The sequence below is a fragment of the Sinorhizobium numidicum genome (assembly GCF_029892045.1).
GTDB lineage: Bacteria > Pseudomonadota > Alphaproteobacteria > Rhizobiales > Rhizobiaceae > Sinorhizobium > Sinorhizobium numidicum.
This window is the reverse complement of the sequence record NZ_CP120368.1, coordinates 812,429-837,709: the sequence shown is the minus strand read 5'-3', so window position 1 is coordinate 837,709 and position 25,281 is coordinate 812,429. Positions and strand designations below refer to the sequence as shown.

22 protein-coding genes are annotated in these 25,281 nt (G+C 62.0%); 7 read left to right on the top strand and 15 right to left on the bottom strand.

Annotated features, from left to right (window positions below):
- The first annotated feature begins 41 nt into the window (after positions 1-41).
- Positions 42-1,901 carry a monovalent cation:proton antiporter-2 (CPA2) family protein gene (locus PYH37_RS15080; RefSeq protein WP_280735735.1) on the top strand — a complete coding sequence of 620 codons (1,860 nt, stop codon included), beginning with the start codon at positions 42-44 and terminating at the stop codon, positions 1,899-1,901.
- Between the two features lie 201 nt (positions 1,902-2,102).
- On the opposite strand, the gene PYH37_RS15075 is transcribed toward PYH37_RS15080, so the two are convergent.
- From PYH37_RS15075 to PYH37_RS15065, 3 genes are read right to left on the bottom strand one after another with little or no spacing between them, the layout of a single operon-like run.
- Positions 2,103-2,987 (bottom strand): patatin-like phospholipase family protein, encoded by an 885-nt coding sequence (locus PYH37_RS15075; protein WP_280735734.1) that lies wholly within the window; start codon positions 2,985-2,987, stop codon positions 2,103-2,105.
- Positions 2,988-3,033: 46 nt separating this feature from the next.
- Positions 3,034-3,594, bottom strand: coding sequence for a 16S rRNA (guanine(966)-N(2))-methyltransferase RsmD (gene rsmD, locus PYH37_RS15070; RefSeq protein WP_280735733.1), 561 nt, complete (start codon positions 3,592-3,594; stop codon positions 3,034-3,036).
- Between the two features lie 6 nt (positions 3,595-3,600).
- The gene (locus PYH37_RS15065; protein ID WP_280735732.1) at positions 3,601-5,430 is read right to left on the bottom strand and encodes a pseudouridine synthase; all 1,830 of its coding nucleotides are present in this window, start codon (positions 5,428-5,430) and stop codon (positions 3,601-3,603) included.
- A gap of 72 nt (positions 5,431-5,502) precedes the next feature.
- On the opposite strand from PYH37_RS15065, the gene PYH37_RS15060 reads away from it, so the two are divergent.
- Positions 5,503-5,952, top strand: coding sequence for a nucleoside deaminase (locus tag PYH37_RS15060; protein WP_280736050.1), 450 nt, complete (start codon positions 5,503-5,505; stop codon positions 5,950-5,952).
- 12 nt (positions 5,953-5,964) lie between these two features.
- On the opposite strand, the gene PYH37_RS15055 is transcribed toward PYH37_RS15060, so the two are convergent.
- From PYH37_RS15055 to PYH37_RS15035, 5 genes are all read right to left on the bottom strand, one after another.
- Positions 5,965-6,444, bottom strand: a complete 480-nt coding sequence (locus tag PYH37_RS15055) for a GNAT family N-acetyltransferase (RefSeq protein WP_280735731.1) — start codon at positions 6,442-6,444, stop codon at positions 5,965-5,967.
- A 69-nt stretch (positions 6,445-6,513) separates the two neighbouring features.
- Positions 6,514-7,134 carry a hypothetical protein gene (locus PYH37_RS15050; protein WP_280735730.1) on the bottom strand — a complete coding sequence of 207 codons (621 nt, stop codon included), beginning with the start codon at positions 7,132-7,134 and terminating at the stop codon, positions 6,514-6,516.
- Between the two features lie 130 nt (positions 7,135-7,264).
- Positions 7,265-10,174 carry an isoleucine--tRNA ligase gene (gene ileS, locus PYH37_RS15045; protein WP_280735729.1) on the bottom strand — a complete coding sequence of 970 codons (2,910 nt, stop codon included), beginning with the start codon at positions 10,172-10,174 and terminating at the stop codon, positions 7,265-7,267.
- 290 nt (positions 10,175-10,464) lie between these two features.
- On the bottom strand, positions 10,465-11,448 hold the full coding sequence (locus tag PYH37_RS15040; protein WP_280735728.1) for a bifunctional riboflavin kinase/FAD synthetase: 984 nt from the start codon (positions 11,446-11,448) through the stop codon (positions 10,465-10,467).
- Between the two features lie 12 nt (positions 11,449-11,460).
- Entirely contained in the window at positions 11,461-12,309 is an 849-nt protein-coding gene (locus PYH37_RS15035) for a TIGR01459 family HAD-type hydrolase (protein ID WP_280735727.1), read from the bottom strand.
- A gap of 627 nt (positions 12,310-12,936) precedes the next feature.
- Between PYH37_RS15035 and groES the strand changes: the two genes are divergently transcribed.
- Both groES and groL read left to right on the top strand, forming a co-directional pair.
- The gene (gene groES, locus PYH37_RS15030; protein ID WP_012706990.1) at positions 12,937-13,233 is read left to right on the top strand and encodes a co-chaperone GroES; all 297 of its coding nucleotides are present in this window, start codon (positions 12,937-12,939) and stop codon (positions 13,231-13,233) included.
- Between the two features lie 79 nt (positions 13,234-13,312).
- Positions 13,313-14,950: a chaperonin GroEL gene (gene groL / locus PYH37_RS15025; protein ID WP_280735726.1), complete on the top strand. Its 1,638-nt coding sequence runs from the start codon at positions 13,313-13,315 to the stop codon at positions 14,948-14,950.
- A gap of 138 nt (positions 14,951-15,088) precedes the next feature.
- Here groL and PYH37_RS15020 read toward each other — a convergent pair whose 3' ends face one another.
- The 5 genes from PYH37_RS15020 to hisS form a co-directional block, all read right to left on the bottom strand.
- Positions 15,089-16,306 (bottom strand): NAD(P)/FAD-dependent oxidoreductase, encoded by a 1,218-nt coding sequence (locus tag PYH37_RS15020; protein WP_280735725.1) that lies wholly within the window; start codon positions 16,304-16,306, stop codon positions 15,089-15,091.
- Positions 16,307-16,398: 92 nt separating this feature from the next.
- A complete protein-coding gene (locus PYH37_RS15015; RefSeq protein ID WP_280735724.1) occupies positions 16,399-17,106 on the bottom strand; it encodes a glutathione binding-like protein in 708 nt (235 codons plus the stop codon).
- 170 nt (positions 17,107-17,276) lie between these two features.
- Positions 17,277-17,972: an ATP phosphoribosyltransferase gene (gene hisG, locus PYH37_RS15010; protein WP_280735723.1), complete on the bottom strand. Its 696-nt coding sequence runs from the start codon at positions 17,970-17,972 to the stop codon at positions 17,277-17,279.
- Positions 17,969-19,111 (bottom strand): ATP phosphoribosyltransferase regulatory subunit, encoded by a 1,143-nt coding sequence (locus PYH37_RS15005; protein WP_280735722.1) that lies wholly within the window; start codon positions 19,109-19,111, stop codon positions 17,969-17,971. The genes hisG and PYH37_RS15005 overlap by 4 nt, the downstream gene beginning before the upstream one ends.
- 5 nt (positions 19,112-19,116) lie before the next feature.
- Positions 19,117-20,631: a histidine--tRNA ligase gene (gene hisS, locus PYH37_RS15000; protein WP_425336141.1), complete on the bottom strand. Its 1,515-nt coding sequence runs from the start codon at positions 20,629-20,631 to the stop codon at positions 19,117-19,119.
- A 230-nt stretch (positions 20,632-20,861) separates the two neighbouring features.
- Here hisS and PYH37_RS14995 point away from each other — a divergent pair, with 230 nt between their 5' ends.
- Positions 20,862-21,290 (top strand): hypothetical protein, encoded by a 429-nt coding sequence (locus PYH37_RS14995; RefSeq protein WP_280735720.1) that lies wholly within the window; start codon positions 20,862-20,864, stop codon positions 21,288-21,290.
- 97 nt (positions 21,291-21,387) lie between these two features.
- Here the strand turns inward: PYH37_RS14995 and PYH37_RS14990 are convergent, their stop codons facing one another.
- On the bottom strand, positions 21,388-22,023 hold the full coding sequence (locus PYH37_RS14990; protein WP_280735719.1) for a DNA-3-methyladenine glycosylase I: 636 nt from the start codon (positions 22,021-22,023) through the stop codon (positions 21,388-21,390).
- Positions 22,024-22,229: 206 nt separating this feature from the next.
- On the opposite strand from PYH37_RS14990, the gene PYH37_RS14985 reads away from it, so the two are divergent.
- Positions 22,230-22,979: a L,D-transpeptidase gene (locus PYH37_RS14985; protein ID WP_280735718.1), complete on the top strand. Its 750-nt coding sequence runs from the start codon at positions 22,230-22,232 to the stop codon at positions 22,977-22,979.
- Positions 22,980-23,170: 191 nt separating this feature from the next.
- Positions 23,171-23,866 carry a L,D-transpeptidase gene (locus tag PYH37_RS14980; RefSeq protein WP_280735717.1) on the top strand — a complete coding sequence of 232 codons (696 nt, stop codon included), beginning with the start codon at positions 23,171-23,173 and terminating at the stop codon, positions 23,864-23,866.
- Positions 23,867-23,925: 59 nt separating this feature from the next.
- Here the strand turns inward: PYH37_RS14980 and glcF are convergent, their stop codons facing one another.
- A complete protein-coding gene (glcF, locus tag PYH37_RS14975; RefSeq protein WP_280735716.1) occupies positions 23,926-25,221 on the bottom strand; it encodes a glycolate oxidase subunit GlcF in 1,296 nt (431 codons plus the stop codon).
- Between the last annotated feature and the right edge of the window lie 60 nt (positions 25,222-25,281).

Sequence of the window (25,281 nt, the reverse complement as noted above, 5' to 3'; positions counted from 1 at the left end):
CGAGCGGCGGCCTCGCAACCCTTATAGCGAAAGCGTCGCGCATGGAAACGACACCGATCCTCTATTCCCAAGCGCTCATGCTACTCGGCGGCGCCGTGCTTGCAGCGCCGCTCTTCAAGCGCCTGGGGCTCGGGACCATTCTCGGCTATCTCGCCGCCGGCATATTGATCGGGCCGGTCGCCCAGCGGATTACCGAGGGCGAGGAGATCCTGCACGTTTCGGAGCTCGGGGTTGTCTTCCTGCTGTTCATCATCGGCCTTGAATTGAAGCCGTCGCGATTGTGGCAGATGCGGCGCGACATCTTCGGGCTCGGCACCGCACAGGTTGTGCTGACCGGTCTGGCTCTGTCGTTCCTGATTGCGTTCACCGGTCTCCTTACAGGGGCGGCAAGCATCATCACCGGCTTTGGCCTGGCACTCTCGTCGACGGCCTTTGCCATGCAGATCCTCGACGAGGGCAACGATGCCAATACACGCTATGGCCAGCGCGCCTTCTCCATTCTGTTGCTGCAAGATCTGGCGATCGTCCCGCTCCTCGCCCTGATTCCGCTGATGGCGGCGCAGGCGCCGGAGGACACGACCACGCCGCTCGAGGATTTCGCGATCGCGATAACCGCAGTCGCCGCCCTTTTTGCCGCCGGCCGTTATCTGCTCAATCCCCTCTTCCAAATCATTGCCCGCACCGGCGCGCGCGACGTCATGATTGCCGCCGCCCTTCTCGTCGTCATGGGGGCGGCGACGATGATGCAACTGGCCGGCCTGTCGATGGCGATGGGCGCGTTTCTCGCCGGTGTGCTTCTCGCGGAATCGTCCTATCGTCACGAGCTCGAAGCCGATATCGAGCCGTTCCGCGGTATCCTCCAGGCACTGTTCTTCATGGCCGTCGGCCTGTCGCTGGAACTCGGCGTGGTCGTCGAGAACTATCTCCTGATCATCGTTGCAGTGCCGCTGTTGATGCTGGTCAAGAGTCTCATTCTCTATTGGCTTTGCCGGGCAGCCGGCTCTCCCCACAACGACGCCGTCCGGATCGGGCTGCTTCTGCCGCAGGGTGGCGAATTCGGCTTCGTGCTCTTCACCGCCGCGGCTGCGGCCGGGGTCTTCTCGCAAGGCACCTCCTCCCTGCTCGTTGCCATCGTCACGCTCTCCATGGCGCTGACACCCGTGGCGGCAATGCTGTCGCAGCGGCTGATGCACGAGCAGGACGAAATGGCTGACGAAATCGAGGAGGATTTCGAAGGCGCCGGCGCCGACGTGCTGATGATCGGCTTCTCACGTTTCGGCCAGATTGCTGCGCAGATCCTGCTCGCCGGTGGCCGCGACGTGACCATCATCGACCATTCAGCCGCCCGTGTGCGCCAAGCCGCGACGTTCGGGTTCCGCATTTATTTCGGCGACGGCAATCGCCTGGACGTGCTCAGAGCCGCCGGCATCGAACGGGCGAAAATCGTGGCGGTCTGCACGCAGAAAAAGGAAACGACGGACAGGATCATCGACCTCGTCCAGGCCGAATATCCGAATGCGCGCCTATTCGCGCGTTCCTACGATCGGCTGCATACGCTGGAACTGCGGGCCCGGGGCATTGACTACGAGTTGCGCGAGACGTTCGAGTCCGGTCTGCTTTTTGGTCGCAAGACGCTTGAGTCGTTGGGCGTCGGCGGCGACGAAGCGATCGCCATCATGGACGACATCCGCCGCCGCGATGAGGCGCGCCTCGTGCTGCAGGAGGCGGAAGGCATCTCTGCCGGACGCGACATGCTGCATTCAAGGCCGGTCCGGCCGGAACCGCTGGTGAGGCCGAAAAAGGAAGTGAACCACACGGCCGAAACGGAGGAACGAATTCTGCCCACCCTTCCCGCCAATGGCCAACCGCGCCTCGACGAAACATTGGCAAAAACGGATTGAGCATTCGCGGGATGAGCCAAGCTCGGAACCGGTCCTTCGCCTGTTCTGCACTCACTTCTTAGCTACTGCATGGTTCTTAAGGATAAAACCATGCAGCATTTCAAAGCGTTACAGCGACCTTGTGCGTCTGGAAAGACTCACGGCGCCGTAGAGCGGGATCAGAAAAAGTGTGTGCTCGATTCGCCCCAAGATCATCGTGATCTAAAGGTCGATGCGCCGCCACTGCTCGATCCGCTCCGAGAGCGCATGCTTCAACTGGTCTTTGGCTGGGCTGGTGGCGGCGAGTAGCTCTTGGGCGCGCAGGAAATCGAGGACGCGGAAGCGGCCAACGTCGGGGCGCAACAGAATATCCGGTGCGCCGGCCTTCATCTTCATCGCGATGATCGACTGCATCATCAGTTGGCTTGCGCCGAACATGCTGTCGATGCGGCTCGGTATAGTCCTGCCGTCGCCATCCGGGCCGCCGACGACATCGACGGCAATGACGATATCCGCCAGTCCTCGCAGATGATCGAAGGGGATCGGGTTATAGATCCCGCCGTCGATCATGATGCGGTCGTCGATCTTCACCGGCATGAAAATCGCCGGCAAGGCGCAGGAAGCCGCCACTGCCTGATACAGATCGCCCCTTTCGCAGACATGCTCCGCCTCACCGTAATAGTCGGTCACTATGACTTTCAACGGGATCACCAGGTCGGAAAAGCGGGCGGGGATCGCTTCCGGCAGAAACGCCTTTAAGACCCGCTCGATATTGAACTGCCCGAAGCGGAAGCCGCGCGAGACGGCCTCGGAAAGGCTGTTCGGCCTCAAGCGCCACAAGCGGTTGAGCACTTCGCCACGGTGCCCGACCGTCGATAGCGTGTGATCCCGGATCTCCCTACCGGTCATACCGGCAGCCATGCCAGCGCCCATGATCGCGCCGATCGATGAGCCGGCGATCGCCACTGGCCGAATGCCCATTTCGTCAAGAGCTTCGATCATGTGGATATGGGCAAGGCCGCGCGCACCGCCGCCGCCGAGGGCAAGCGCGACGGTGGGCTCATCGGTCGTCGCCGGTCTTGATCGCATCGATATGTCCTGCTCCATCGACATCCTCCTTGCCGACGCCTCTTCTCCGGCGAGACGCTCGACGTCAGGCGCCTCGGAAGCGGTAGAAATGCATGCGTGTGTCGCCGAAGGCGCGAACATCACGCAGCTCGAATGCCTCGGACGGCCGAGGCTGCACGTCGGCACGCTCCTCGAGAACCGCCAAAGCGCCGGTAACAAGCCATTTTCCGGCAGCAGCCGCATCAAGCGCGCGTTCGCCGAGCCCCCTTGCGTACGGCGGATCTGCGAAGACCAGATGAAACGGCTCCATCGTCCCGACCGGCCCGAGATCGGTCGCATCCCGGCGAAAGATTTTGGCGCGCCCCTGCAGGCCAAGCGCTTCGATATTGACCCGAAGCAAGCCTCGAGCCTCGACCCCTTGCTCGACGAAGAGCGCCTGCCGGCAGCCGCGCGAGAGGGCCTCGAGTCCGACGGCGCCCGTGCCGGCAAAAAGATCGAGAACGCGCGTGCCGTCGAGCGCTTCCGGATAGGTGTGGCTCAGAATGTTGAACAGGCTTTCCCGTGTCCGATCGGTCGTCGGACGGATATCGTTGGATGTGGGCGTGGCCAGGATACGGCCGCGAAACTCTCCGCCAACGATGCGCACGGCCGATTACTTCCCCTTGCCCCGGGGCTTGCCACCACCGCTGCGACCGCCGGGCTTGCCACCACCGGGGCCACCACCGGGTTTGCCGCCGCGGGGGCCACCGGAGCGCTGACCGAAGGATTTGCCTCCGGCGGGCTTGCCGCCCGACGGTTTCCCGCGCGGCCGGTCGCTAAAGGGGCGGTCCCCTGCTCCGCGGCCTTCAGGGCGATCTCCTTCGCCCCGCTTCGTCTGTTCGCCTCGCTTTGCCTGCGGTTTTCCGGAAAATGCGCGGGCCTCACCTCCGGCACGGGCCGGGCGCTCGCCGCGAGGACGTTCGCTGATTTCCCGACGGGGCGGGCGTTCGCCGTGGTCCCGGGATTTCCGTTCCGCGGCATCGAAGGACCGGCGCCGGTCAAAACCGCCCTCGCCCTTATCATCCTTGCGGCGGACCGGTTCGCTGGCGCTGATCCATTCCCCACCCTCATCGGCGCGTTTGACAGACGGACGCGGGGCGCGGTCCGGACGGGCGGCGCCCTTGGCCGTGCTATCTTTGCGGTCGGGATCGAACTTTCCCGATGTTTTCGTGGCGAGACCATCCTTGGTACGGCCGTAGCGCTTCGTCTTCGGCGCGCCTTCCGGACGTTCGCGGCGAACGGGTTTCGCTGAAGGGTCTTCCTCGGCCGATTTCGCCTTCTTCTCGGCGACGGGGCGGGCGCCGGGCGCCATCCAGACATTCGCGGTGCGGCTGCGTTTCGCCGGCGCCCGGGCCGGACGGTCCTCGAACTTTCCACGGGGACGTTCGCCATGCTCACGGGAACGGCCGTCATCGCGTCGCGTGTCAAGGCGAGCAAGCGCACGTTCGCGCTTGTCCTCCGGCTTTTCGCGCCATCCGCCGCGTTCCGGCTTGCTACCGTCGGGCGCGTCCTCGTCATGAGCCTGCGGCTCGGCTGCGGCCGGTTGGTCGTTATAAAGCGGTGCGTCGAAATTCGCCTTCGCATCCTCGATCAGCCGCGGCCCGAGCTGATCCCGGAGCGTGCGGCCGCGAATTTCCTGAACATGACCTTCCGGCAGGTCGCCAAGTTGGAAAGGCCCGTAGGAGATGCGGATCAACCGGTTGACGTCGAGCCCTAGGGCGCCGAGCACGTTCTTGATCTCGCGGTTCTTGCCTTCGCGCAGGCCCATCGTTATCCAGACGTTCGAGCCCTGTACGCGATCGAGCGTCGCCTCGATCGCGCCGTAAAGGACGCCGTCGACGGCGATACCCTCCTTCAGCCGATCAAGCGCTGCCTGATCGATATCGCCATGCGCGCGGACGCGATATCGACGCAACCAGCCGGTCGAGGGCAGTTCGAGCACGCGGGCGAGACCACCGTCGTTGGTCAGCAGCAAGAGGCCCTCGGTGTTGATGTCGAGGCGGCCGACCGACAGCACGCGCGGCAATTCGTCGGGCAGGTTGTCGAAGACCGTCGGGCGGCCTTCCGGATCGGCATTGGTGGTCACGAGTCCCGCAGGCTTGTGATAGAGCCAGAGGCGCGTGCGCTCGATCCCGCGGATCAGATGACCGTCGACCTCGATCCTGTCGGCAAGCGTCGCATTGACGACCGGCGTGTCGAGCACCACGCCGTTGAGCTTGACGCGCCCTTCCATGATCATCCGCTCGACGTCGCGGCGCGAGGCGACGCCGGCGCGCGACAGGATTTTCGAGATGCGCTGCGGCTCGTCCGTACCGGCCGCAGCCGCCGGCGGCTGCCCCCTGGGCGCATGCGCGGCGCCAGTCTTCCTGTCGCCGGAATGAAGCTTCTTTTCGCCGCCTTTGGCCTTGCCGCCGGTCCGCGTGGGCTTGTCTTTGGATGTCATTTGTGTTGCCTGCCTTTTGCGGCTGTCCTATCAGGTCGAAGGCCGTGGGTTAAGAGAAATATTGATCGAATGATGGCGGAAACGACGCGCTTCATGGATGCGGCCCTCGAAGAGGCCAGGAAAGCGGCGGCACGCGGCGAGGTGCCGATCGGCGCCGTCGTGGTGCTCGACGGCAAGATTGTCGCGGCTGCCGGAAACCGCACTCGTGAATGCAACGACGCCACTGCCCATGCCGAGATCGAAGTGATCCGCCAAGCCTCGGCTCTCGTCGGCGACGAGCGGCTGACGGGAGCCGATCTCTACGTCACGCTCGAGCCCTGCACCATGTGCGCGGCGGCCATCTCCTTCGCCCGCATACGCCGGCTTTATTACGGCGCGGAAGATCCGAAAGGCGGGGCCGTGGAGAATGGGGTCAGGTTCTACGGCTCCCCCACCTGCCACCACGTGCCGGACGTCTATTCCGGCCTTGCCGGGCGTGAGGCCGCCGATATTCTTCGCGATTTTTTTGCCGCCAGGCGATGAGGGCGCGGGACGTCAGTCGGCGGCGAGAGCTTCAAGCGCCGTGCCGGCCAGCCGATAGCGCTTCCATTCCGACAGGGGCTCGGCACCGATCGCCTCATAGACGCGGATAGCAGGCTCGTTCCAATCAAGAACGCTCCATTCGAACCGGCCGCAACCTTCTTCGACGGCGATCCGTGCCAAGTGCTTCAGAAGCTGCTTGCCCGCTCCGGAACCACGGTACTCGGGCGTGACATAAAGATCTTCGAGATAAAGGCCCTTGCGGCCCTGCCACGTGGAAAAACTATAGAACCAAATGGCGAAGCCGGCGGGGACGCCATCGATCTCGCAAATCACCGCGCGGGTAACGGCGCCGGGTCCAAAGAGCGACTGCTCCAGGAGTTCGACAGTCGCTTCGACTTCATGCCCGGCCTTTTCATAGGTGGCAAGTTCCGTGATGAAGCGCAGGACCGTGGCGGCATCTTCGGGAACTGCGTTGCGAATGCTGATAGCCATGATCCGCTAATCGTTTCAATCCATTAGAACGGACGGTCGGAAAACCACTCCGGGCTTTGCCATTCCGCTCTAGAAAGGCCAGTACCACTTGCTGCCGGAATTTTTGACCTGAGCTTCCTTCTTGCGACGGCGCTCCTTGTCCTTCTCCGGTTCGCCAAGGTCCGTCTCGGCCCCCTCAGGCAGGCGGCGGTACTCAAGCGGCGGGTCGCTCAGGAAACGGCGCTTGTCGGAATAGGCGCCCTGTTCGATCTTGCGGGCTTCGCGATAGGCTTCCTGCTGCTCCTTGGCCGAAAGCTGGCGGCCATTGGCGCTCGCCTTGGCGAGCGGCGAAACGTAATTGGGATTGTTCTTGTTGGCATCGGCCTCTTCGCGCAGCCGCTCACGGGTTTCTTCCGGCGATTCGACCCAGGCCGGATTGGCTTCGCGGCTCGCCAGCGATTTCTGCGGCTCGATCAGCGCGGTCTTCTGCGTTTGCGGCGGAAGCACGAGCGCCGGGCGCGGCTGATACTTGACCGAATCTTTCTTCGGCGGAGCCAGGCTGACGGCGCTGCCGAGGTCGTCGAGCAGTTGTTCGCCGGCCGTCTTGTCCGTGCCATAGGTGGGGCCGCCGATGCAGCCCGAAAGCACCAAGCCCCCCGCCATGATGGCGGCAATGCCGGCAACAACTCGCAACTCTCGCATCATTTCCATGAATTCCTTCCAGCCAGCCGCACCTCGCATGCCGCGGCCACTCAGCGCCCTTGGCGGAAAAATCCGCCAAATTTCGGGCAGGTTGTACCGGATGAACAGCCCAAGCGCAATTCACCCGATAAACGTCGCATCAAGGCTTGAACCCGAGCTCCCTCAATGCAGCAGCATCACGAGCGGATACGTCCGGATAGAGCGGGTCGGATCCGACATCGGTGGTGATCCGCCAGGAGCGCGCGCATTTCCGGCCCTCGGCGAGTTTCGGAACGACGCCGACTTTAGGGACCTCCTGCAGCGTGAAGGCGTCGGCGGGAGCCTCGGCTGCCTCTATATGGATCGCCGAGGTGATGCAGATTTCAGCGAAATCCTGGCCTTCGAGTGCCTGGCGCAAATCGCCATCCGCAACGTAAACGACCGGTGCCGCCTCCAGAGAGGAGCCGATACGCTTGTCTTTGCGCTCGATTTCCAGCGCGCCGGTTACGACCTTGCGAACTTCGCGGATCTTCCGCCACTTCTCCGCGAGCGCATCATTGCGCCATTCGGACGGGACGGTCGGGAACTGCTCAAGATGCACGGAGACGGCTTCCGGGTTGCGGGAAAGCCAGGCTTCCTCGGCGGTGAAGGGCAGCATCGGAGCGAGCCAGGTCACCAGGCAGTCGAACAGCGTACGGATGACATGCAGCGCGGCGCGGCGGCGGACCGACGACGGCGCATCGCAATAGAGCGCGTCCTTGCGGATATCGAAATAGAATGCCGAGAGCTCGACATTCGAGAAATCGATGAGTGCGCGCGCGATCCGCTTGAAGTCGAAGGCATCGTAGCCTTCGCGCACCAGCCGGTCGAGTTCGGCAAGCCGATGCAGCATCAACTGCTCGAGTTCCGGCATGCCGGAAAGCGCGACGACCTCGCCCTTGTCATGCGCCAGCGTGCCGAGCATCCAGCGGATGGTGTTGCGGAGCTTGCGGTAGGCATCGATATTGGTCTGGATGATGGTCTTACCGAGACGCTGGTCTTCCCAATAGTCCGTCGTCATCACCCACAGCCGCAGGATGTCGGCGCCGGCATCCTTCATCACCTCCTGCGGGGTGACCGTGTTGCCCTTGGATTTCGACATTTTTTCGCCCTTCTCATCCATGGTGAAGCCATGGGTGACGACGGCGTTGTAGGGCGCGCGGCCACGCGTTGCGCAGCTTTCGAGCAGTGACGAGTGGAACCAGCCGCGGTGCTGGTCGGAACCCTCCAGATAGACATCGGCCGGCCATTTCAGATCCGGGCGGTCTTCCAGCGTAAAAGTGTGGGTCGAACCGGAATCGAACCAGACATCGAGAATGTCCATGACCTGATGCCAATGGGAATGGTCATGATCGTTTCCGAGAAAACGCTCCTTGGCGCCTCCAGCAAACCAGGCGTCCGCGCCTTCCTTTTCGAAGGCTTCCAGGATGCGAGTGTTCACTGCGTCTTCGACGAGGATTTCACCCTGCTCGTCGACGAAGATCGCAATCGGCACACCCCAGGCTCGTTGGCGCGAAAGCACCCAGTCCGGGCGCTGCTCGATCATCGCCCGCAGGCGGTTCTGGCCGGCGCCGGGCACGAAGCGAGTGCCGTCGATCGCAGTCAGCGCGCGCGAGCGCAGCGTCGTGCCGTCGCCGAAGTCCTTGTCCATGTAGACGAACCATTGCGGCGTGTTGCGGAAGATCACCGGCTTCTTCGACCGCCAGGAATGCGGATAGGAGTGCTTGAGACGACCGCGGGCAAAGAGCGCGTGACGGGCGATCAGCGCCTTGATCACCCGATCGTTGGCATCGCCCTTCTTGCCCTTGTCGTCGATGACGCGGCCGGCACCGCCTTCCGCATCCGGGCCGAAGCCGGGCGCGTCGGCCGTGAAATAGCCGGCATCGTCGACGGTGAACGGGATTGCCGAGGAAATGCCGCGCGCTTCAAGCGCCCGGGCGCTGTCCATCCAAGCGTCGAAGTCCTCGCGGCCATGGCCCGGCGCCGTGTGGACGAAGCCGGTGCCGGCGTCGTCGGTCACATGGTCGCCATCGAGGAGCGGCACGGTAAAGTGGTAGCCGCCACCGAGGCCATGCAGGGGATGGGCGCAGGTGATCGCCGCCAGTTCGTCCGCTTCCACGTCGCGGACGAAGTTGAAGGTGACCTTTGCCTTGGCAGCCGATTCTTCCGCGAGTCGCTTGGCGAAGATCAGCTTTTCGCCCGGCTGCGGGCCATAATCGTTTTCAGCCGTTGCGATTTCGTAAAGGCCGTAGGCGTAACGCGACGAATAGGCGATCGCGCGGTTGCCCGGGATCGTCCAGGGCGTGGTGGTCCAGATCACGGCGAACGTGCCTGCAAGCTCGGCCGGTCCTTCGGTGACCGGGAATTTCACCCAGATCATGTCGCTTTCGACATCAGCGTACTCGACTTCGGCCTCTGCCAAGGCCGTACGCTCGACGACCGACCACATGACCGGCTTGGAGCCACGATAGAGCTGGCCCGCCTTGGCGATTTTCATCAATTCACCGGCGATGCGCGCTTCCGCGTGGAAGTTCATCGTCGTGTAGGGGTTTTCGAAGTCGCCCTCGATGCCGAGGCGTTTGAATTCCTCCGTCTGCACCTCGATCCAGCCGCTGGCGAAATCACGGCATTCCTTGCGGAACTCGTTGACCGGGACCTCATCCTTGTTCTGGCCCTTTTCGCGATACTTTTCCTCGATCTTCCATTCGATCGGCAGGCCGTGGCAATCCCAGCCCGGAACGTAGTTGGCATCGAAACCACGCATCTGGAACGAGCGGTTGATCACGTCCTTCAAGATCTTGTTCAGTGCATGGCCGATGTGGATGTTGCCGTTGGCATAGGGCGGGCCGTCATGCAGCACGAACTTCTCGCGGCCGGCCGCGGAGGCGCGGAGCTTCTTGTAGAGCTCCATCTTCTGCCAGCGCGCGACCGTCTCCGGTTCCTTCTGCGGCAGACCGGCGCGCATCGGAAATTCCGTCTGCGGCAGGTAGAGAGTGGAGGAATAATCGATCTTTTCAGCGGTCTCTGTCATGGTCTTTGCATTCGTCTTTTCCGCGCGGATCGTCGCGCATGCGAAAGGGTCGGTATCTCGAAGATGAATGGGGGCGTTGAAAAACGCCGAAATCCCGGACCTTCCGGCGCGGTCTAGTGCGCGCGGAAAGCCGGGCCAATAATTCGCTGATCGACGGTCAATCGACGGTACCGGGTCATAGTGGCCGGTTGTTTAAGGTGTTTTCTGTGTTTTGAAAAGGTCCACGGCCGCCCGCGCGGCGGAATTCTTTGGCGCGAAAAGGCGAGGTGCTCTCGCCTCCCTGTCGCGTCCTATGCGAAATTGATCCTGCGGTCGATTTCGCTTAAGGGCTGAACGCCGGCAAGAAGAGCGCGCGCTTCGTTCTCGTCCTTCCTCATCTGAACCATCAGCGGCTCCAGTCCATCGAACTTCAGCTCGTCGCGAAGGTAGCCGAAGAAGGAGACGCTGCAGGTCTCTCCATAAATCTCGTCGGAGAAATCGAAAACGAAAGTTTCCAGCAGGGCCTCGCCATCACTGTCAACGGTCGGGCGGCGACCGAAACTCGCGACGCCGTCGTGGAGTGTCCCGTCGGCCCGGCGGAACCGCACCGCATAGATGCCGTTCTTGAGCTCCACTTCGGGCGGCAGGCGCATGTTCGCCGTCGGATAGCCGAGCGTTCGCCCAAGCTTCTTGCCGCCGATCACCTCCGCTTCGACCGTGTAGCGATAACCGAGCAGGCCAGCCGCGTGCGAAACATCTCCTTCGGCGAGCAAGGCGCGAATGACGCTCGACGAGATGACCGAGGCGTTTTCGTCGCGGAAGGCGTCCACCAGCGTGACGCCGAATCCTTCCTGCTCCCCGGCCGCCATCAGAAATGCCGGGCCGCCTTCGCGCCCTTTGCCGAAATGGAAGTCGAAGCCTGTAACGACATGCGAGGCATGCAACCATTCACGCAGAATGCGGTGAATGAAATCCGACGCCGAGAGCTCCGAGAATGTCCGGTCGAAAGGATATTCGATGACAGCGCCAAAGCCCATGCCCTCAAGAATGCGGGCCTTCAGCGGCGCCGGTGTCAGACGAAATACGGGCTTGTCGGGCCTGAAGACCGTGCGCGGATGCGGCTCGAAGGTGAGGACGAGCGCGGGAACGCCTCGGTTTTTCGCCTCCTCCAGCGCGCGGTTCAGCACCGACTGATGACCGCGGTGAACGCCGTCGAAATTGCCAATGGCGATGACGCCGCCGCGCAAGTGCTCCGGAAGCGGATCACGGGTTTCGTTGCGATGAAAAACCGTCATGTCGTCGTCCCGTCATGCAAGCCGCGGCATCCACCACTTCGGCGCCGCGCCTTCTTTCTTCAGGAACGCCGCCAGCTTTGTCTCATCGGTGCGGCTCTCATGCATGTATTCCTGCGCGTGAATGCCCGCGCTGATATAGAGCAGATCGAAGCCCGCATCCTGCGCGCCCTTGACATCGGTCGGCATGCCGTCGCCGATGGCAAGCACCCGCGAAAGGTCGAACGCGCCTCTGGCAGCTTTCGCTTCCGAGAGGGCTGCCCGGTAGATCGCTATATAGGGCTTGCCGGCAATGCGCGCCTCGCCGCCGAGCTCCTCATAGAACTTGGCAATGGCGCCGGCACAGGGGATCAGCCGATGCCCCCGCTCAACAACGAGATCGGGATTCGCACAGATGAACGGTATTTTCCGTTCGGCAAGCCCCGTCAGCGTGGCCCGATAGTGCTCGGGCGTCTCGGTTTCATCGTCGTAGAAGCCGGCACAGACGATCGTTTCGGCATCCTCCGACGAGACGATTTCGGTGCCGAGCCCTTCGAGCAGCGGTAGGTCGCGGTCGGCTCCAATGAAAAAAATCCGTTTCGCGGCAGCCGCGATCAGCGCCCTCGTCACATCGCCGGAAGTGACGATGCGGTCATAGGCTTCGTCGGGCACGCCGAGGCCGCGAATCTGCACCGTGACGCCCGGGTGCGGCCTCGGCGAATTGGTGATGAGGACGACCGTCAATCCCCGAGCGCGCGCCTCGGCAAGCGCCTCGCAAGCGGACGCGAAGGCCTGAAGGCCGTTGTGGAGCACGCCCCAGACATCGCAGAGCACCACATCGTAGCGGCTGGTGATTTCCCGAAAACTGTTGATCCTGACGGCCATACTGGCTTCCCGCAAACTCGCCTTTCCGGCTGACATCGCAAGGAAGGGGCCAGAATACAAGTCTCGGACGCAGAAAAACGCCGGGCCTTCCACGGATTCGAAGCTACGCGATGCCGGACGAGGTCAGAAAAGTCTCCCGGCCGCGGCACAGATGGAGAGCGTCTGGAAAATCCCGCGCTTCCAACTCAAGGCGGCGGCCGCAACCGTGAAGCACAGGGCGACGGGATCGAGTGTCGCCGGGAGAGGATAGAGAGCGATAAAGGTCCAAGCTCCAGCCGCTGCACTCGTCACGCACGATTGGGCTTTCGCGTTCCGACGAATCTCGCAAGTTTTTCTGAGGAAATAGAATTGAACGAGGCCATGATTAGGACGTCCTTTGTTGCTACTGGACGCGAAATTCCAACATGACGCCTCGTGAGATATTCGCTCGCCCCATAAAATTATCAAACAGAATGCGAACCCCGTGTCCAACGATCACGGCAGCCAAAAAATCTCCCGGTAAATCCTTGACTCGTTTTACGGACAGCCTTATCTCGGCGGCGTTAGCACTCGCCAAACATGAGTGCTAACGCACACTCATCGGGTCGATGAACGATCCGCAATGTCATTTGATCGAGGGATTAGACAATGGCAAGCACCAATTTCCGTCCGCTGCACGACCGCGTTGTCGTTCGCCGCGTCGAGTCTGAGGAAAAGACCAAGGGCGGCATCATCATTCCGGACACCGCAAAGGAAAAGCCGCAGGAAGGCGAAATCGTGGCTGTCGGCTCGGGCGCTCGCGACGAAAGCGGCAAGGTCGTTCCGCTCGACGTCAAGGCTGGTGACCGCGTCCTGTTCGGCAAGTGGTCCGGCACCGAAGTCAAGATCAACGGCGAAGACCTTCTGATCATGAAGGAAGCCGACATCATGGGCATCATCGGCTGATCGGCCGACAATCCTTCCCAAAACTTCCGCAATTTGAAACCGGGCGTGTCCCGGAATTTCGAAACCAGGAGCTTTCAAAATGGCAGCTAAAGAAGTCAAGTTCGGCCGCGGCGCGCGCGAGAAGATGCTGCGCGGCGTCGACATCCTCGCCGATGCAGTCAAGGTGACGCTCGGCCCGAAGGGCCGTAACGTCGTTATCGACAAGTCCTTCGGCGCTCCGCGCATCACCAAGGACGGCGTCACCGTCGCCAAGGAGATCGAACTCGAAGACAAGTTCGAGAACATGGGCGCCCAGATGGTCCGCGAAGTCGCTTCGAAGACCAACGACATCGCCGGCGACGGCACGACGACCGCGACCGTTCTCGCCCAGGCAATCGTTCGCGAAGGCGCAAAGGCCGTTGCTGCCGGCATGAACCCGATGGATCTGAAGCGCGGCATCGACCTCGCCGTCACCGAAGTCGTCAAGGACCTGCTCGCCAAGGCCAAGAAGATCAACACCTCGGAAGAAGTTGCCCAGGTCGGCACGATCTCCGCAAACGGTGAAAAGCAGATCGGCCTCGACATTGCAGAAGCGATGCAGAAGGTCGGCAACGAAGGCGTCATCACGGTTGAAGAAGCCAAGACCGCCGAAACCGAACTCGAAGTCGTCGAAGGCATGCAGTTCGACCGCGGCTACCTGTCGCCTTACTTCGTCACCAACCCGGAAAAGATGGTCGCCGACCTCGAAGACGCTTTCATTCTCCTGCACGAGAAGAAGCTCTCGAACCTCCAGGCCATGCTCCCGGTTCTCGAAGCCGTCGTCCAGAACGGCAAGCCGCTCCTCATCATTGCTGAAGACGTCGAAGGCGAAGCCCTTGCAACGCTCGTCGTCAACAAGCTGCGTGGCGGCCTGAAGATCGCTGCCGTCAAGGCCCCGGGCTTCGGCGACCGTCGCAAGGCCATGCTCGAAGACATCGCCATCCTGACGGGCGGCACGGTGATCTCCGAAGACCTCGGCATCAAGCTCGAAAACGTCACGCTCGACATGCTCGGCCGTGCGAAGAAGGTTTCGATCTCCAAGGAAAACACCACGATCGTCGACGGCGCCGGCCAGAAGTCCGACATCGAAGGCCGCATTACCCAGATCAAGGCCCAGATCGAAGAAACCACTTCGGACTACGACCGCGAGAAGCTGCAGGAGCGCCTTGCCAAGCTCGCTGGCGGCGTTGCCGTCATCCGCGTCGGCGGTGCGACGGAAGTCGAAGTGAAGGAGAAGAAGGACCGCATCGACGACGCTCTCAACGCGACGCGCGCTGCCGTTCAGGAAGGCATCGTACCGGGCGGCGGCGTTGCCCTGCTGCGCTCTTCCGTCAAGATCACCGTCAAGGGTGAAAACGACGATCAGGAAGCCGGCATCAACATCGTTCGCCGCGCTCTGCAGGCTCCGGCCCGCCAGATCGTGGAAAACGCTGGCGACGAAGCCTCTGTCGTTGTCGGCAAGATCCTCGAGAAGAACACCGACGACTTCGGCTACAATGCGCAGACCGGCGAATATGGTGACATGATCGCCATGGGCATCATCGACCCGGTCAAGGTCGTTCGCACCGCGCTTCAGGACGCAGCCTCGGTTGCCGGCCTGCTCGTCACGACCGAAGCCATGATCGCCGAACTGCCGAAGAAGGACGCTCCGGCAATGCCTGGCGGCATGGGCGGAATGGGTGGAATGGACATGATGTGATAAGGCGAAAGCCTTAGCACGGGATCCATCCGGATCTGAAGGGCGGCTCTCGGGCCGCCCTTTTTATTTTGAGAAGCAACTCGTAAGAAACTGGTCGGAACTATCTCGCGGTCAAGAACCGCGGAAAAGCGTGGCCGTTTATGCCAGCAATGACTTGAGATCGGCGTGAGGGTCGGCCAATGCTGCACGATCCGGCGTGACACCCGCTTCGAGCAGTTTCTTTCCCGTCACATAGGCTTTGGCGTCATTGATGGCATCGACAGCGATCAGCTTGCGTTGCCGGAAATACCAGACAGAGACGCTGCCCTCCCGTTGCCCCGGCCGGACAAGCGTTTCGTCGTGGCCGAGCCCGAAGCCGGCGATCTGCAGCTTGACGTCGTATTGGTCCGACCAGAACCAAGGCTTGGGATCATAAGGCTCGGAGCCTCCGGCGAGAATGGCGGCGACCGCTTCGGCCTGGTCCACGGCATTCTGAACCGATTCCAGGCGGATGCGCATATTTTGCCACGGCAAGACCGCGCAATCGCCAACCGCGAAGATCGCCGGGTCGGCGGTCCGGCCGTAGGCGTCGACGACGATGCCATTGGCAGTTTCGAGGCCCGCCTCATGCGCAAGCGCGTCATTCGCCGTCACACCGATGCCGACGATCACGAGGTCAGCCGGAATGATGGAGCCGTCGGAAAGCTCGGCTGCCGAGACGCGACCGTTTTCGCCTATCAGGCGGTGAAGGCCCGTACGTTCGCGAATGTCGACGCCGCGGGAGCGGTGGATCTCTCGAACAATCGCGGACGTCGCGGCGGCGGCGACCCGCTGGAGAATACGGTCAGCCATCTCGATGACGGTGACCTCCAGCCCTGAGATCCGAGCCACGGCCGCCGCCTCGAGGCCGATGTAGCCGCCGCCGACCACCAGGGCCCTCCGCCCAGGTTGCATCTCCTCCGCAAGCAGGTCCGCATCCCGAAAATCGCGCACGACGTAGACGCCTCGGAGATCGCCGCCGATAGAAGCCGGCAGCCGGCGCGGCGCCGCCCCCGTGGCGAAGGCGAGCGTCTCATAGGAAAGCAACGAGCCGTCGCTGAGCATGACCTGTTTTGCGCCGCGGTCCAGCCGTGTCACCCTCGTCGAGAGACGGATATCGATCTCGTGCTCAGCGTACCACGGCCCCGGCCGATAAAGCAGCCGATCCAGGCTGATTTCGCGGAGCAGGTATTTCTTGGAGAGCGGCGGCCGCTGATAGGGCAGGCTCGCCTCGGCGGCGATAACGGTGATCGGACGCTTGTCCTGCAGGGCGCGGAGCTTGGCGATCAAGGCAAACGCAGCCTGGCCACCGCCGACAACAACAAGTCTTCCCGCCACCTTTTCCACCCGTCTTCACTGTCTTTGCTAACCCGTAGCCTCCCGGCCCGAGTCTCGTCAACTCGGGCCGGGAATGGCGCATCGCTTGAGGATCATTCCTTTCGTGGAATTTCCATGCCCTTCTGTGCCGCCGGGCGTGCCAGGCCGCGATCGACCCAGGCCATGACATTCGGGAAGCTCTTGTAGTCGAGCACTTCAGCGCCGCCGTAGAATTTGCGTGCGCCCTCCACCCAGGGATAGGTGGCGATATCGGCAATGGTATATTCGTCGCCCATCAGCCACTGCCGACCTTCGAGCCGCGCTTCGAGAACGCCGAGCAGGCGCTTCGCCTCGTCGCGATAGCGCTGCACCGGATAGGGATTATTGGCGACCTTTTCGGCCGCGAATTTGAAGAAATGGCCGAATTGGCCGAACATCGGCCCGATACCGCCCATCTGGAACATCACCCAGCATAGCGTCTCGTAGCGGCCGGCTGCGTCGGCCGGAATGAGTTTCCCTGTCTTTTCAGCGAGATAAAACAGGATGGCGCCGGATTCGAAGAGGCCGATCGGCTTGCCGTCCGGTCCGTTCGGGTCGATTATCGCCGGAATGCGGCCGTTCGGATTGAGGGACACGAATTCGGGAGACTTCTGCTCGTTGCTGTCGAAGGAAATGCGGTGTGCCTCATAGGGCAGCCCGAGTTCTTCGAGAGCGATCGAGATTTTCACGCCGTTCGGCGTCGGCAGCGAATAAAGCTGGATGATGTCGGGATTTTTTGCGGGCCAGCGAGTCGTGATCGAAAAAGAGGAAAGATCAGCCATAGAGGATGCCTCGAAGGTGGGAATGTCGGAGGTTGTGTCTGCCGCCCCTACATAGGTCACCTCGATTGCATTTGTCAGGACCCAAGGCAAAATTTCCGCCCGCCGAGCGCCACGAGGACGCGTAGGGCTACAGACGCCGCTCCTCTATCCCTCGCCAAAGCGCGCAATTATCAGAGCACAGCGCAGACGGCTGCAATGATCCGGTCAATGGTCGCATTTCCCTCATGGGCCGGCTTGCGAGCTCTGACGAGGCAAGCCTCCGAGTGCAGGATCACGCCATCCGAAAGGATCTTCAAATGGTTCGCCTTCAGCGTGGAGCCGGTGGAGGTGATGTCGACGATGATGTCCGCCGAACCAGAGGCCGGCGCACCTTCCGTTGCTCCCAGACTTTCGACGATGCGGTAGAGCTGGATGCCGTGGCTTCCGGAGAAGAACTGCTGCGTCAGCCGCCAGTACTTGGTGGCGATGGCGAGCCGGCGGCCGTGGCGCGCGCGGAAGTCTGCGGCGACGTCGCCGAGATCGGCCATGGTATCGACGTCATACCAGATCTCCGGCACCGCCACGACGACGTCCGCATGGCCGAAGCCCAATCGGGCTGCGAATTCGACGCGCGCTTCGGCGCCCGCCAGGCCCTCGCGCACGAGATCCTCGCCGGTGACGCCAAAATCAACGGCGCCGCTGCCGATTTCTCGAGAGATTTCGGAGGCCGATAGGAAGGCGATCTCGACATCGTCCCAGCCCTCGACCCGACCGCGATAGGAACGATCATTGCCGACCGCAGCGATCTTCATGCCCGCGCGTTCAAAGATTGCCGAAGCGGCATCCTTCATCCGGCCCTTGGAAGGAAGCGCAATCGTGATGGTCATTTTGCGCTCCTCCCGGCAGCGATGGCCTGTTCGATCCGGTCGAGCCAGAGAGAAAAACCAACTGCCGGAATATGCTCGCGCGCGCCGAGAAGCGTCAGCAGCCGATCGAAGCGACCTCCGCCGGCAAGAACGGCCGCCGTTCCCTCGACCTCGATCTCGAAGACGAGGCCGGTATAGTAGTCGAGCGGACGGCCGAAGGCGGCGCGATAGCGTATCAGACGCGGATCGGCGCCCGCCTCGGCAAGCGCCGCGACACGCGCGTCGAAGAGCGCCAGCGCGTCGTCGATCTTCAGCCGCGACTTGCTGGCAAAGCGGTGGAGCGCGGCCGGCGCATCGACGAGCGCCAGGTCGAGCGCCAGGAATTCGCGCATGACCGCAAGCGAGGCTCTATCCAGCCGCGTGGTCGCAAGTTCGACCTTTTCCTTGAGACGGCGGGCAATGTCCCGGGGCGAGCGGCTAGCATTGGTGGAATACCCGGTCGCCTCCATCGTTTCAGCGATGTGCGCGACGAGCCGCTCCTCGTCCTCGAGCATTCCGAGGATCGCAATCCGCTCGACATCAGGGCCGAAGACACCGGGCGATTTGAGGTCGGCAAGTTCCGCCAGCAGCTTGTGCAATTGCTGCTGATCGCCAAAGGCGTGAATAAGCCGCTTCTGCCAGCCGGCCGGCAGGCCGCAGGCTGCAATCACGGCCTCGAATACCGCCTGGTCGCCGAGCGTCACCTGGAGCCGCCTGCCCGGCAGTCGATTGGCAAGGACCTGCATCGCGTCACCGACCGCCCGTGCGTCGGCAAAGGCCGTGTCCGTGTCGCCAAGATCCTCGATGCCAGCTTGGTAGAACTCGCTGGAGCCCTCGCGACGCTGCCGAAACACCTCGCCGAGATAGGCATAGCGCTGCGGCGTGCCGGTTGCGGTTTCGATGTGCCTAAGGCAGACGGGAATGGTGAATTCCGGGCGCAAGCAGAGGCTCTCGCCGGTCTCGCTTTCCGTCATGAAGATGCGCCGGCGCAGGTCTTCGCCGGCCATGTCGAGGAAAGGCTCGGCCGGCTGGATCACCGGCGTGTCGACACGCAGCGTTTTCAGGCGCTCGAAATCGGCAAGGAGGTCACCGGCAAAGGCTGGAAGGTTGATCAGAGGCATTGCCCTCAGCCTGCCCTTTTCCGGTCCTCGGCCTGCTCCGCCAGAATTCCGCGGACCTTTTCCACGAGTTCGCTCTCCGGAACGGAAACCTGGGCGACACGCGCCTCACGCCAGGCGACGTTATCCTGAATCTCACCCGAGAGACGCTTGCCCTCGATCAAGTCCTTGATCTGAACGACACCGGAAGCGCGTTCGTCGCCACCTTGGATGATGGCGATTGGCGAACCGCGCCGGTCGGCATATTTCAGCTGGTCGCCGAAGTGCTTCTTGTTGCCCTGATACATTTCAGCGCGGATGCCGGCATGACGCAACTGCTGCACGAAGCGCTGATAGCGTCCCATGCTCTCGATGTCGCGATCCATGACGCAGACGACGACCGGCGCGATCACCTCTTTGGTGCCCAGCTTGCCGAGGTTCTTGAGCGCCGTCATCAGGCGCGAGACGCCGATCGAGAAGCCCGTTGCAGGCACCGGCTGCCCCATGAAGCGCGAGACCAGGCCGTCATAGCGACCGCCCCCACCCACCGAGCCGAAGACGACCTTTTCGCCTTTCTCGTTCGTAACGGCAAATTGCAGCTCGGCCTCGAAGACCGGGCCGGTATAATATTCGAGACCGCGCACGACCGAGGGATCGATCTTGATGCGGTCCGCCTCGTAGCCGGCGCTCAGCACAAGACTGCGGATCGTATTGAGCTCCTCGACGCCCTCTACGCCGCGGGTGGTTCCGGCAACGAGATCGGCGAGCTCCGCGGCGCTCTTCGCATAGTCGGTGATGCCGATGAAGAACAGGATCTTGCGGATCTGAGTATCGTTCAGACCGGCACCCTTGGTGAAGTCGCCGCTCTCATCCTTACGCCCCTCGCCGAGCAGCAGCCGCACGCCTTCCGGTCCGAACTTGTCGAGCTTGTCGATCGCGCGCAGTACCGTCAGCCGTGTGTCGGCCTGGTCGGCGCCGCCGAGGCCGATCGCTTGCAGGGCGCCATCGAGAACCTTGCGGTTGTTGACGCGGATCACGTAGTCGCGGCGCGCGATGCCGAGTGCCTCCATCGTGTCTGCCATCATCATGCACATTTCGGCATCGGCCTGGACGCCGGCCGCACCGACGGTGTCGGCATCGAACTGCATGAACTGCCGGAAGCGGCCCGGGCCCGGCTTTTCGTTGCGGAAAACATAGCCGGCGCGATAGGTCCGGTAGGGCAGCTGTATTTCGTTGAAGTTTTCCGCCACGTGCCGCGCGAGCGGTGCCGTCAGGTCGTAACGCAGGCTCATCCATTGGTCGTCGTCATCCGTCAACGAGAAGACGCCCTCGTTCGGACGATCGCTGTCGGGAAGGAATTTGCCGAGCGCGTCGGTATATTCGAACAGCGGCGTCTCTACCGGATCGAAGCCGTAGCGCTCATAGACTTCCTGGATCTTCGCGATCATCTCGTCGACGGCGCGGATATCCGCGGCCGAACGATCGGCGAAGCCGCGCGGCAGGCGCGCCTTGAGCTTCTGCGTTTTCTTTGGTTTCTCGTTCATTAAAGGCATTCCGGCTTCAAGCTTGATCGGTGCCTTCCCTACCGGATCACATCAAGGGCGGCAAGGGCAGGACGGACAAAGCATGCCCGTGCGGGCCCCCCGAAAGTCGTCGGATGACGGATCATCGCCATCTGTGTCTCAGTAACAAAATCGTTGATTGTATCAGTTACGAAATACCCTTATAAGTTAGTGTCGATCGACGCGAGGGTTTCAACGGAGGTTCTGGCAACATGCTGACGTTCATAACGCCCGGTTGGGGCGCGATAAAGCCGTTGCATCTGGAGACCCATAAATCCTGGACACGCAGCCTGACGAAAGCGGGTTACCTGGTCGAGCCATGGCGTTGCGACCTGGCCAGCGGCGCTTTTATCGTCGGTTTGCGCACGCTTGCACTCTTGGGTGCGCGGCAAAATCCCTGCGGCATCGTCGATCTCGTTCGGGCTTATGACAGGAGCGACCGGCCGACGATTTTGAACATCCTGGAGCAGGCGTCCGCTACGCCCTCGTCTTTCTGCTTCTCGACGATCATCCGCGGCTCACGGGGACGTTCCTCCCGGCTTTACTGCATCGGAAACTCAACGCTTAGCGAACATCGGGAACAGGGCTGCCTGCGCGGGATATTCGCCGTTCCCCGGCAAAGAGAAAAAATCTGCGCTTGATGGCTTTCGAGCGTGCGTGCTCTCTTATTTCTGTTGGATCATCCTATGTAGTACGCGTGCTGCATCGCCTGTCGCGGCGTGTTCGTCCGGCTTCATCTCACGCGGCCGGCCTTGTCAAGTGGCGCCGCATTTCCTCGATGCCGGCACGGCAGAAGCAGCCCTCGATATGGTCGTTGACGAGGCCCATGGCCTGCATGAAGGCATAGATCGTCGTCGGTCCGACGAAGGTCCAGCCGCGCTTCTTCAAATCCTTGGAAATCCGCACCGATGTCGGGGTCGTCGGATTGGCGATCAAGGCTTCATAGTCGATCACGTTCGGACGTTCGCTTTGGCCCGGTTCGTGTGACCAGAAATAAGCGGCGAGCGAACCGAACTCCGAGCGCAATTCCCTTGCCCGCTGCGCATTGTTGATGGTCGAGACTATCTTGCCGCGATGGCGAACAATCCCGGTATCGGCAAGGCAGCGTTCTATGTCGGCCTCGCCGAACTCGGCGACCCGGTCGAAATCGAAGCCGGCGAACGCCGCGCGAAACGCTTGGCGCTTCCTCAGGATCGTCAACCACGACAGGCCCGACTGAAAGCCTTCCAGGCAAATCTTTTCAAACAACCGGCGGTCATCCGTAACCGGCCGTCCCCATTCCTCATCGTGATAGCGGCGGTAGTCTTCGAGGTTGCCGTGCCAGGCGCAACGGTCAAGCCCGTCCTCCCCAGTGATCAAGCCCTTTGCTGCCATCGTTCCTTCTCGCCGCCGTTTCTCTTTTGTTCCATTTACCATTCGCAAACTACATTCATAAAGCGGTAAATAACCCTACCCAAAGCTTTATTCGCGCCGTGGTCTTTTGACGAACCTCTGTTTACCTTTCGGTGGCGGACGAGTGCCACCATCGTGCCATCGCCAAACCCTCTCAAAATTTTCGGCATCAGTAGCGAGTCCGTCCGATGATGAAGAAATCCCTTTTCCTTGCCGCAGCCTTCCTGTGCTTCCTGTCCGGTACCGCCAGCGCGCAGGACCGATACCAGAACCGCCCGCCGGTCATCGTCAGCCCCGACCTGACCGCCCCTTGGGTAATGCAACTCGGCGGCCAGCGCGTTCGCCCGGTCGTCTACCGCCAGCAGATTCCGGCGGCCACCCGAAAGCAGTTCGAACGGCGCCAGGTTAAACGGCGATCCGGCGCGGCCACCGTGCAATCCGTTGCAGCCGTGCGTGCGCAAAAGCCTGTGGCAACGAAGTTCGACCCGCAATTCCTTCCGCAGATGGTGGCTTATGAGGGCGCGGAAAAACCGGGCACGATCGTCATCGACACCAACAACCGCTTCCTCTATCTCGTCACCGGCAACGGACAGGCCCGGCGCTACGGCGTCGGCGTCGGCAAGCCGGGCTTCGAATGGGCCGGCGAACACCGCATTACCCGTAAGGCCGAGTGGCCGAACTGGACGCCGCCGCAGGAGATGATCGCGCGGGAGGCGACGAAGGGCCACTATCTTCCGGCTCGCATGGAGGGCGGCCCGGAGAACCCGCTTGGTGCCCGCGCAATGTATCTCGGCTCCACGCTGTACCGCATCCACGGCACCAATGCGCCCTGGACGATCGGCTATGCGGTTTCCTCCGGCTGCATCCGCATGCGCAACGAGGATGTCGTCGATCTTTACGAGCGGGTAAATGTCGGCACCAAGGTTATCGTGATATAGACGCGCGCCGTCGCTAGAACAACGCGCGCACCATTTGCGTTTTGCCGTCGGAACAGTGGTCTAAACGCAACAGCTGTTCCCATAGAAACAACATTCGCAGATGCCCATGCTCTATCGGATATAGCGCACGCTCCAGCTTGCAGGTAATTTCAGAAACCTGCTTGCGATTAAGGGTTGAGAGGGAATCGTTAATGAAACTTCATACCAGGAAGGTGGTTGCGCTAGTTGTCGCGGCCGCGGCGCTAGTTGGCGCGACAAATGCATCGGCGTTCACGCCGGCGAACGCACAGGGGGCCGCCAATAAACGCTCCGACGTTCTGTTGGTCGCCCAGAAGAAGCGGCCGCCACAAAAGTATTGGCGCACCAAGGTCCGGTTCCGGACGAATGAAGCGCCGGGCACGATCATCGTCGATACCAACAACAAATTTCTCTACCGTATCGATGGGCCGAACCGCGCGACGCGTTACGGCATCGGGGTCGGCCGCGAAGGTTTCGGCTGGTCCGGCGTCGTCAAGGTCGGCCGCAAAGCCGAATGGCCGAGCTGGACGCCGCCGGCGGAAATGCGCCAGCGAGAAGCGGCGAAGGGCCGAATCCTGCCGATCACTCAGGAAGGCGGCATCGACAATCCGCTCGGCGCCCGCGCGATGTATCTCTACAAGGGCGGTCGCGACACGATCTTCCGCATCCATGGAACGAACCAGCCCTGGACGATCGGCCAGAACATGTCGTCAGGCTGCATCCGGATGATGAATGAAGACGTCGAACACCTTTACGATCGTGCCGAGATCGGCACGAAAGTGATCGTGATCGGTCCCGGCAGCAGGCACGGCGACGTCAGCTACGATGACCGCGGCGTCGATATTTTCCGCACGATCTTCGGCGGCTGAGCAGCCAAGACAGCGGTCCCGACAAATGCCGGCGCTCGGTCAGTGCCGGCATTTTTCCGTCAAAGCCCGGCAGGTCTCGGGCCGCCATAGGCCCAGTCGAGCAGTTCGACGGTATGCAGGATCGGAATGTTCGTCCCGCTCGCCATCTGCGTGATGCAGCCGATATTGCCGCTCGCGATGACGTCCGGCTTCGTCGCTTCGATATTCCTGACCTTGCGCGCCTTGAGTTTCGCTGAGATCTCTGGCTGCAGGATGTTGTAGGTACCTGCCGATCCGCAACAGAGGTGAGCTTCTGCCGGCTCGCGAACCGTGAAGCCGGCCCGTTTCAGAAGCTCCTTCGGCTCCCTGGTGATCTTCTGGCCATGCTGCATCGAGCACGCGGAATGGTAGGCGACCGTCATCCCGCGCGTCTGCCGCTGCGGTAGGTCGAGCGCGGCCAGATATTCGGTAATATCCTTCGCCAGCGCGGAAACCTTCGCCGCTTTTTCAGCATATGCGGGATCCAGCCGCAGCATGTGGCCGTAGTCCTTGATCGTCGTACCGCAGCCGGAGGCGGTGATAATGATCGCGTCTAGACCATCGTCCTCGGCCGCCTTGAGCCAAATATCAACATTGCGCCGAGCCGCCTTGAGCGCCTGCTCCTCCTGTCCCATGTGGTGTACGAGCGCTCCGCAACAGCCCTCGCCCGCGGAAACGACGACCTCAACCCCATGGCCGGTAAGCAGCCGGATGGCCGCTTCATTGATTTGCGGCCGCAATACCGGCTGCGCACAGCCGGTAAGGATCGCGACGCGGCCCCGGCGGTCGCCTTTGGGCGCGTAAACGGCCGGCTTAGTCGCGGCGGACGCTGGCGGCGTCCCACTTGGTGCAAGGTCGAGCATGACGCCGAAGGTCTTCAGCCAGGGAACACGTTTCAATAAACCCGCTGCTGGGCGTGCGATGCCGGCGGCTCGCAGCGCCAGCCGAAATCGTGACGGATAGGGCAAGACCGCAGCGACGACGGAACGGGCGAAGCGATCCTTGAACGGCCTCCTATAGGTCTTCTCGATATGAACGCGGGCATGATCGACGAGGTGCATGTAATCGACGCCCGACGGACAGGTAGTCAGGCAGGAAAGGCAGGAAAGACAGCGGTCGATATGCGTGACGGTTTCAGTATCGGCCGCACGCCCGTTCTCGAGCATGTCCTTGATGAGATAGATCCGCCCGCGCGGACTATCGAGCTCGTCGCCGAGAACCACATAGGTCGGGCAGGTCGCCGTGCAGAAACCACAGTGGACGCACTTGCGCAGGATCTTTTCGGATTCGGCGACATGCGGATCGGCAAGCTGTGTTGGGGAGAAGTTGGTCTGCAACCGAATACTCCAGATAGTGGGCCTTGCGACCCCGGGATCGTGATTTGCACCAAGCAAGCG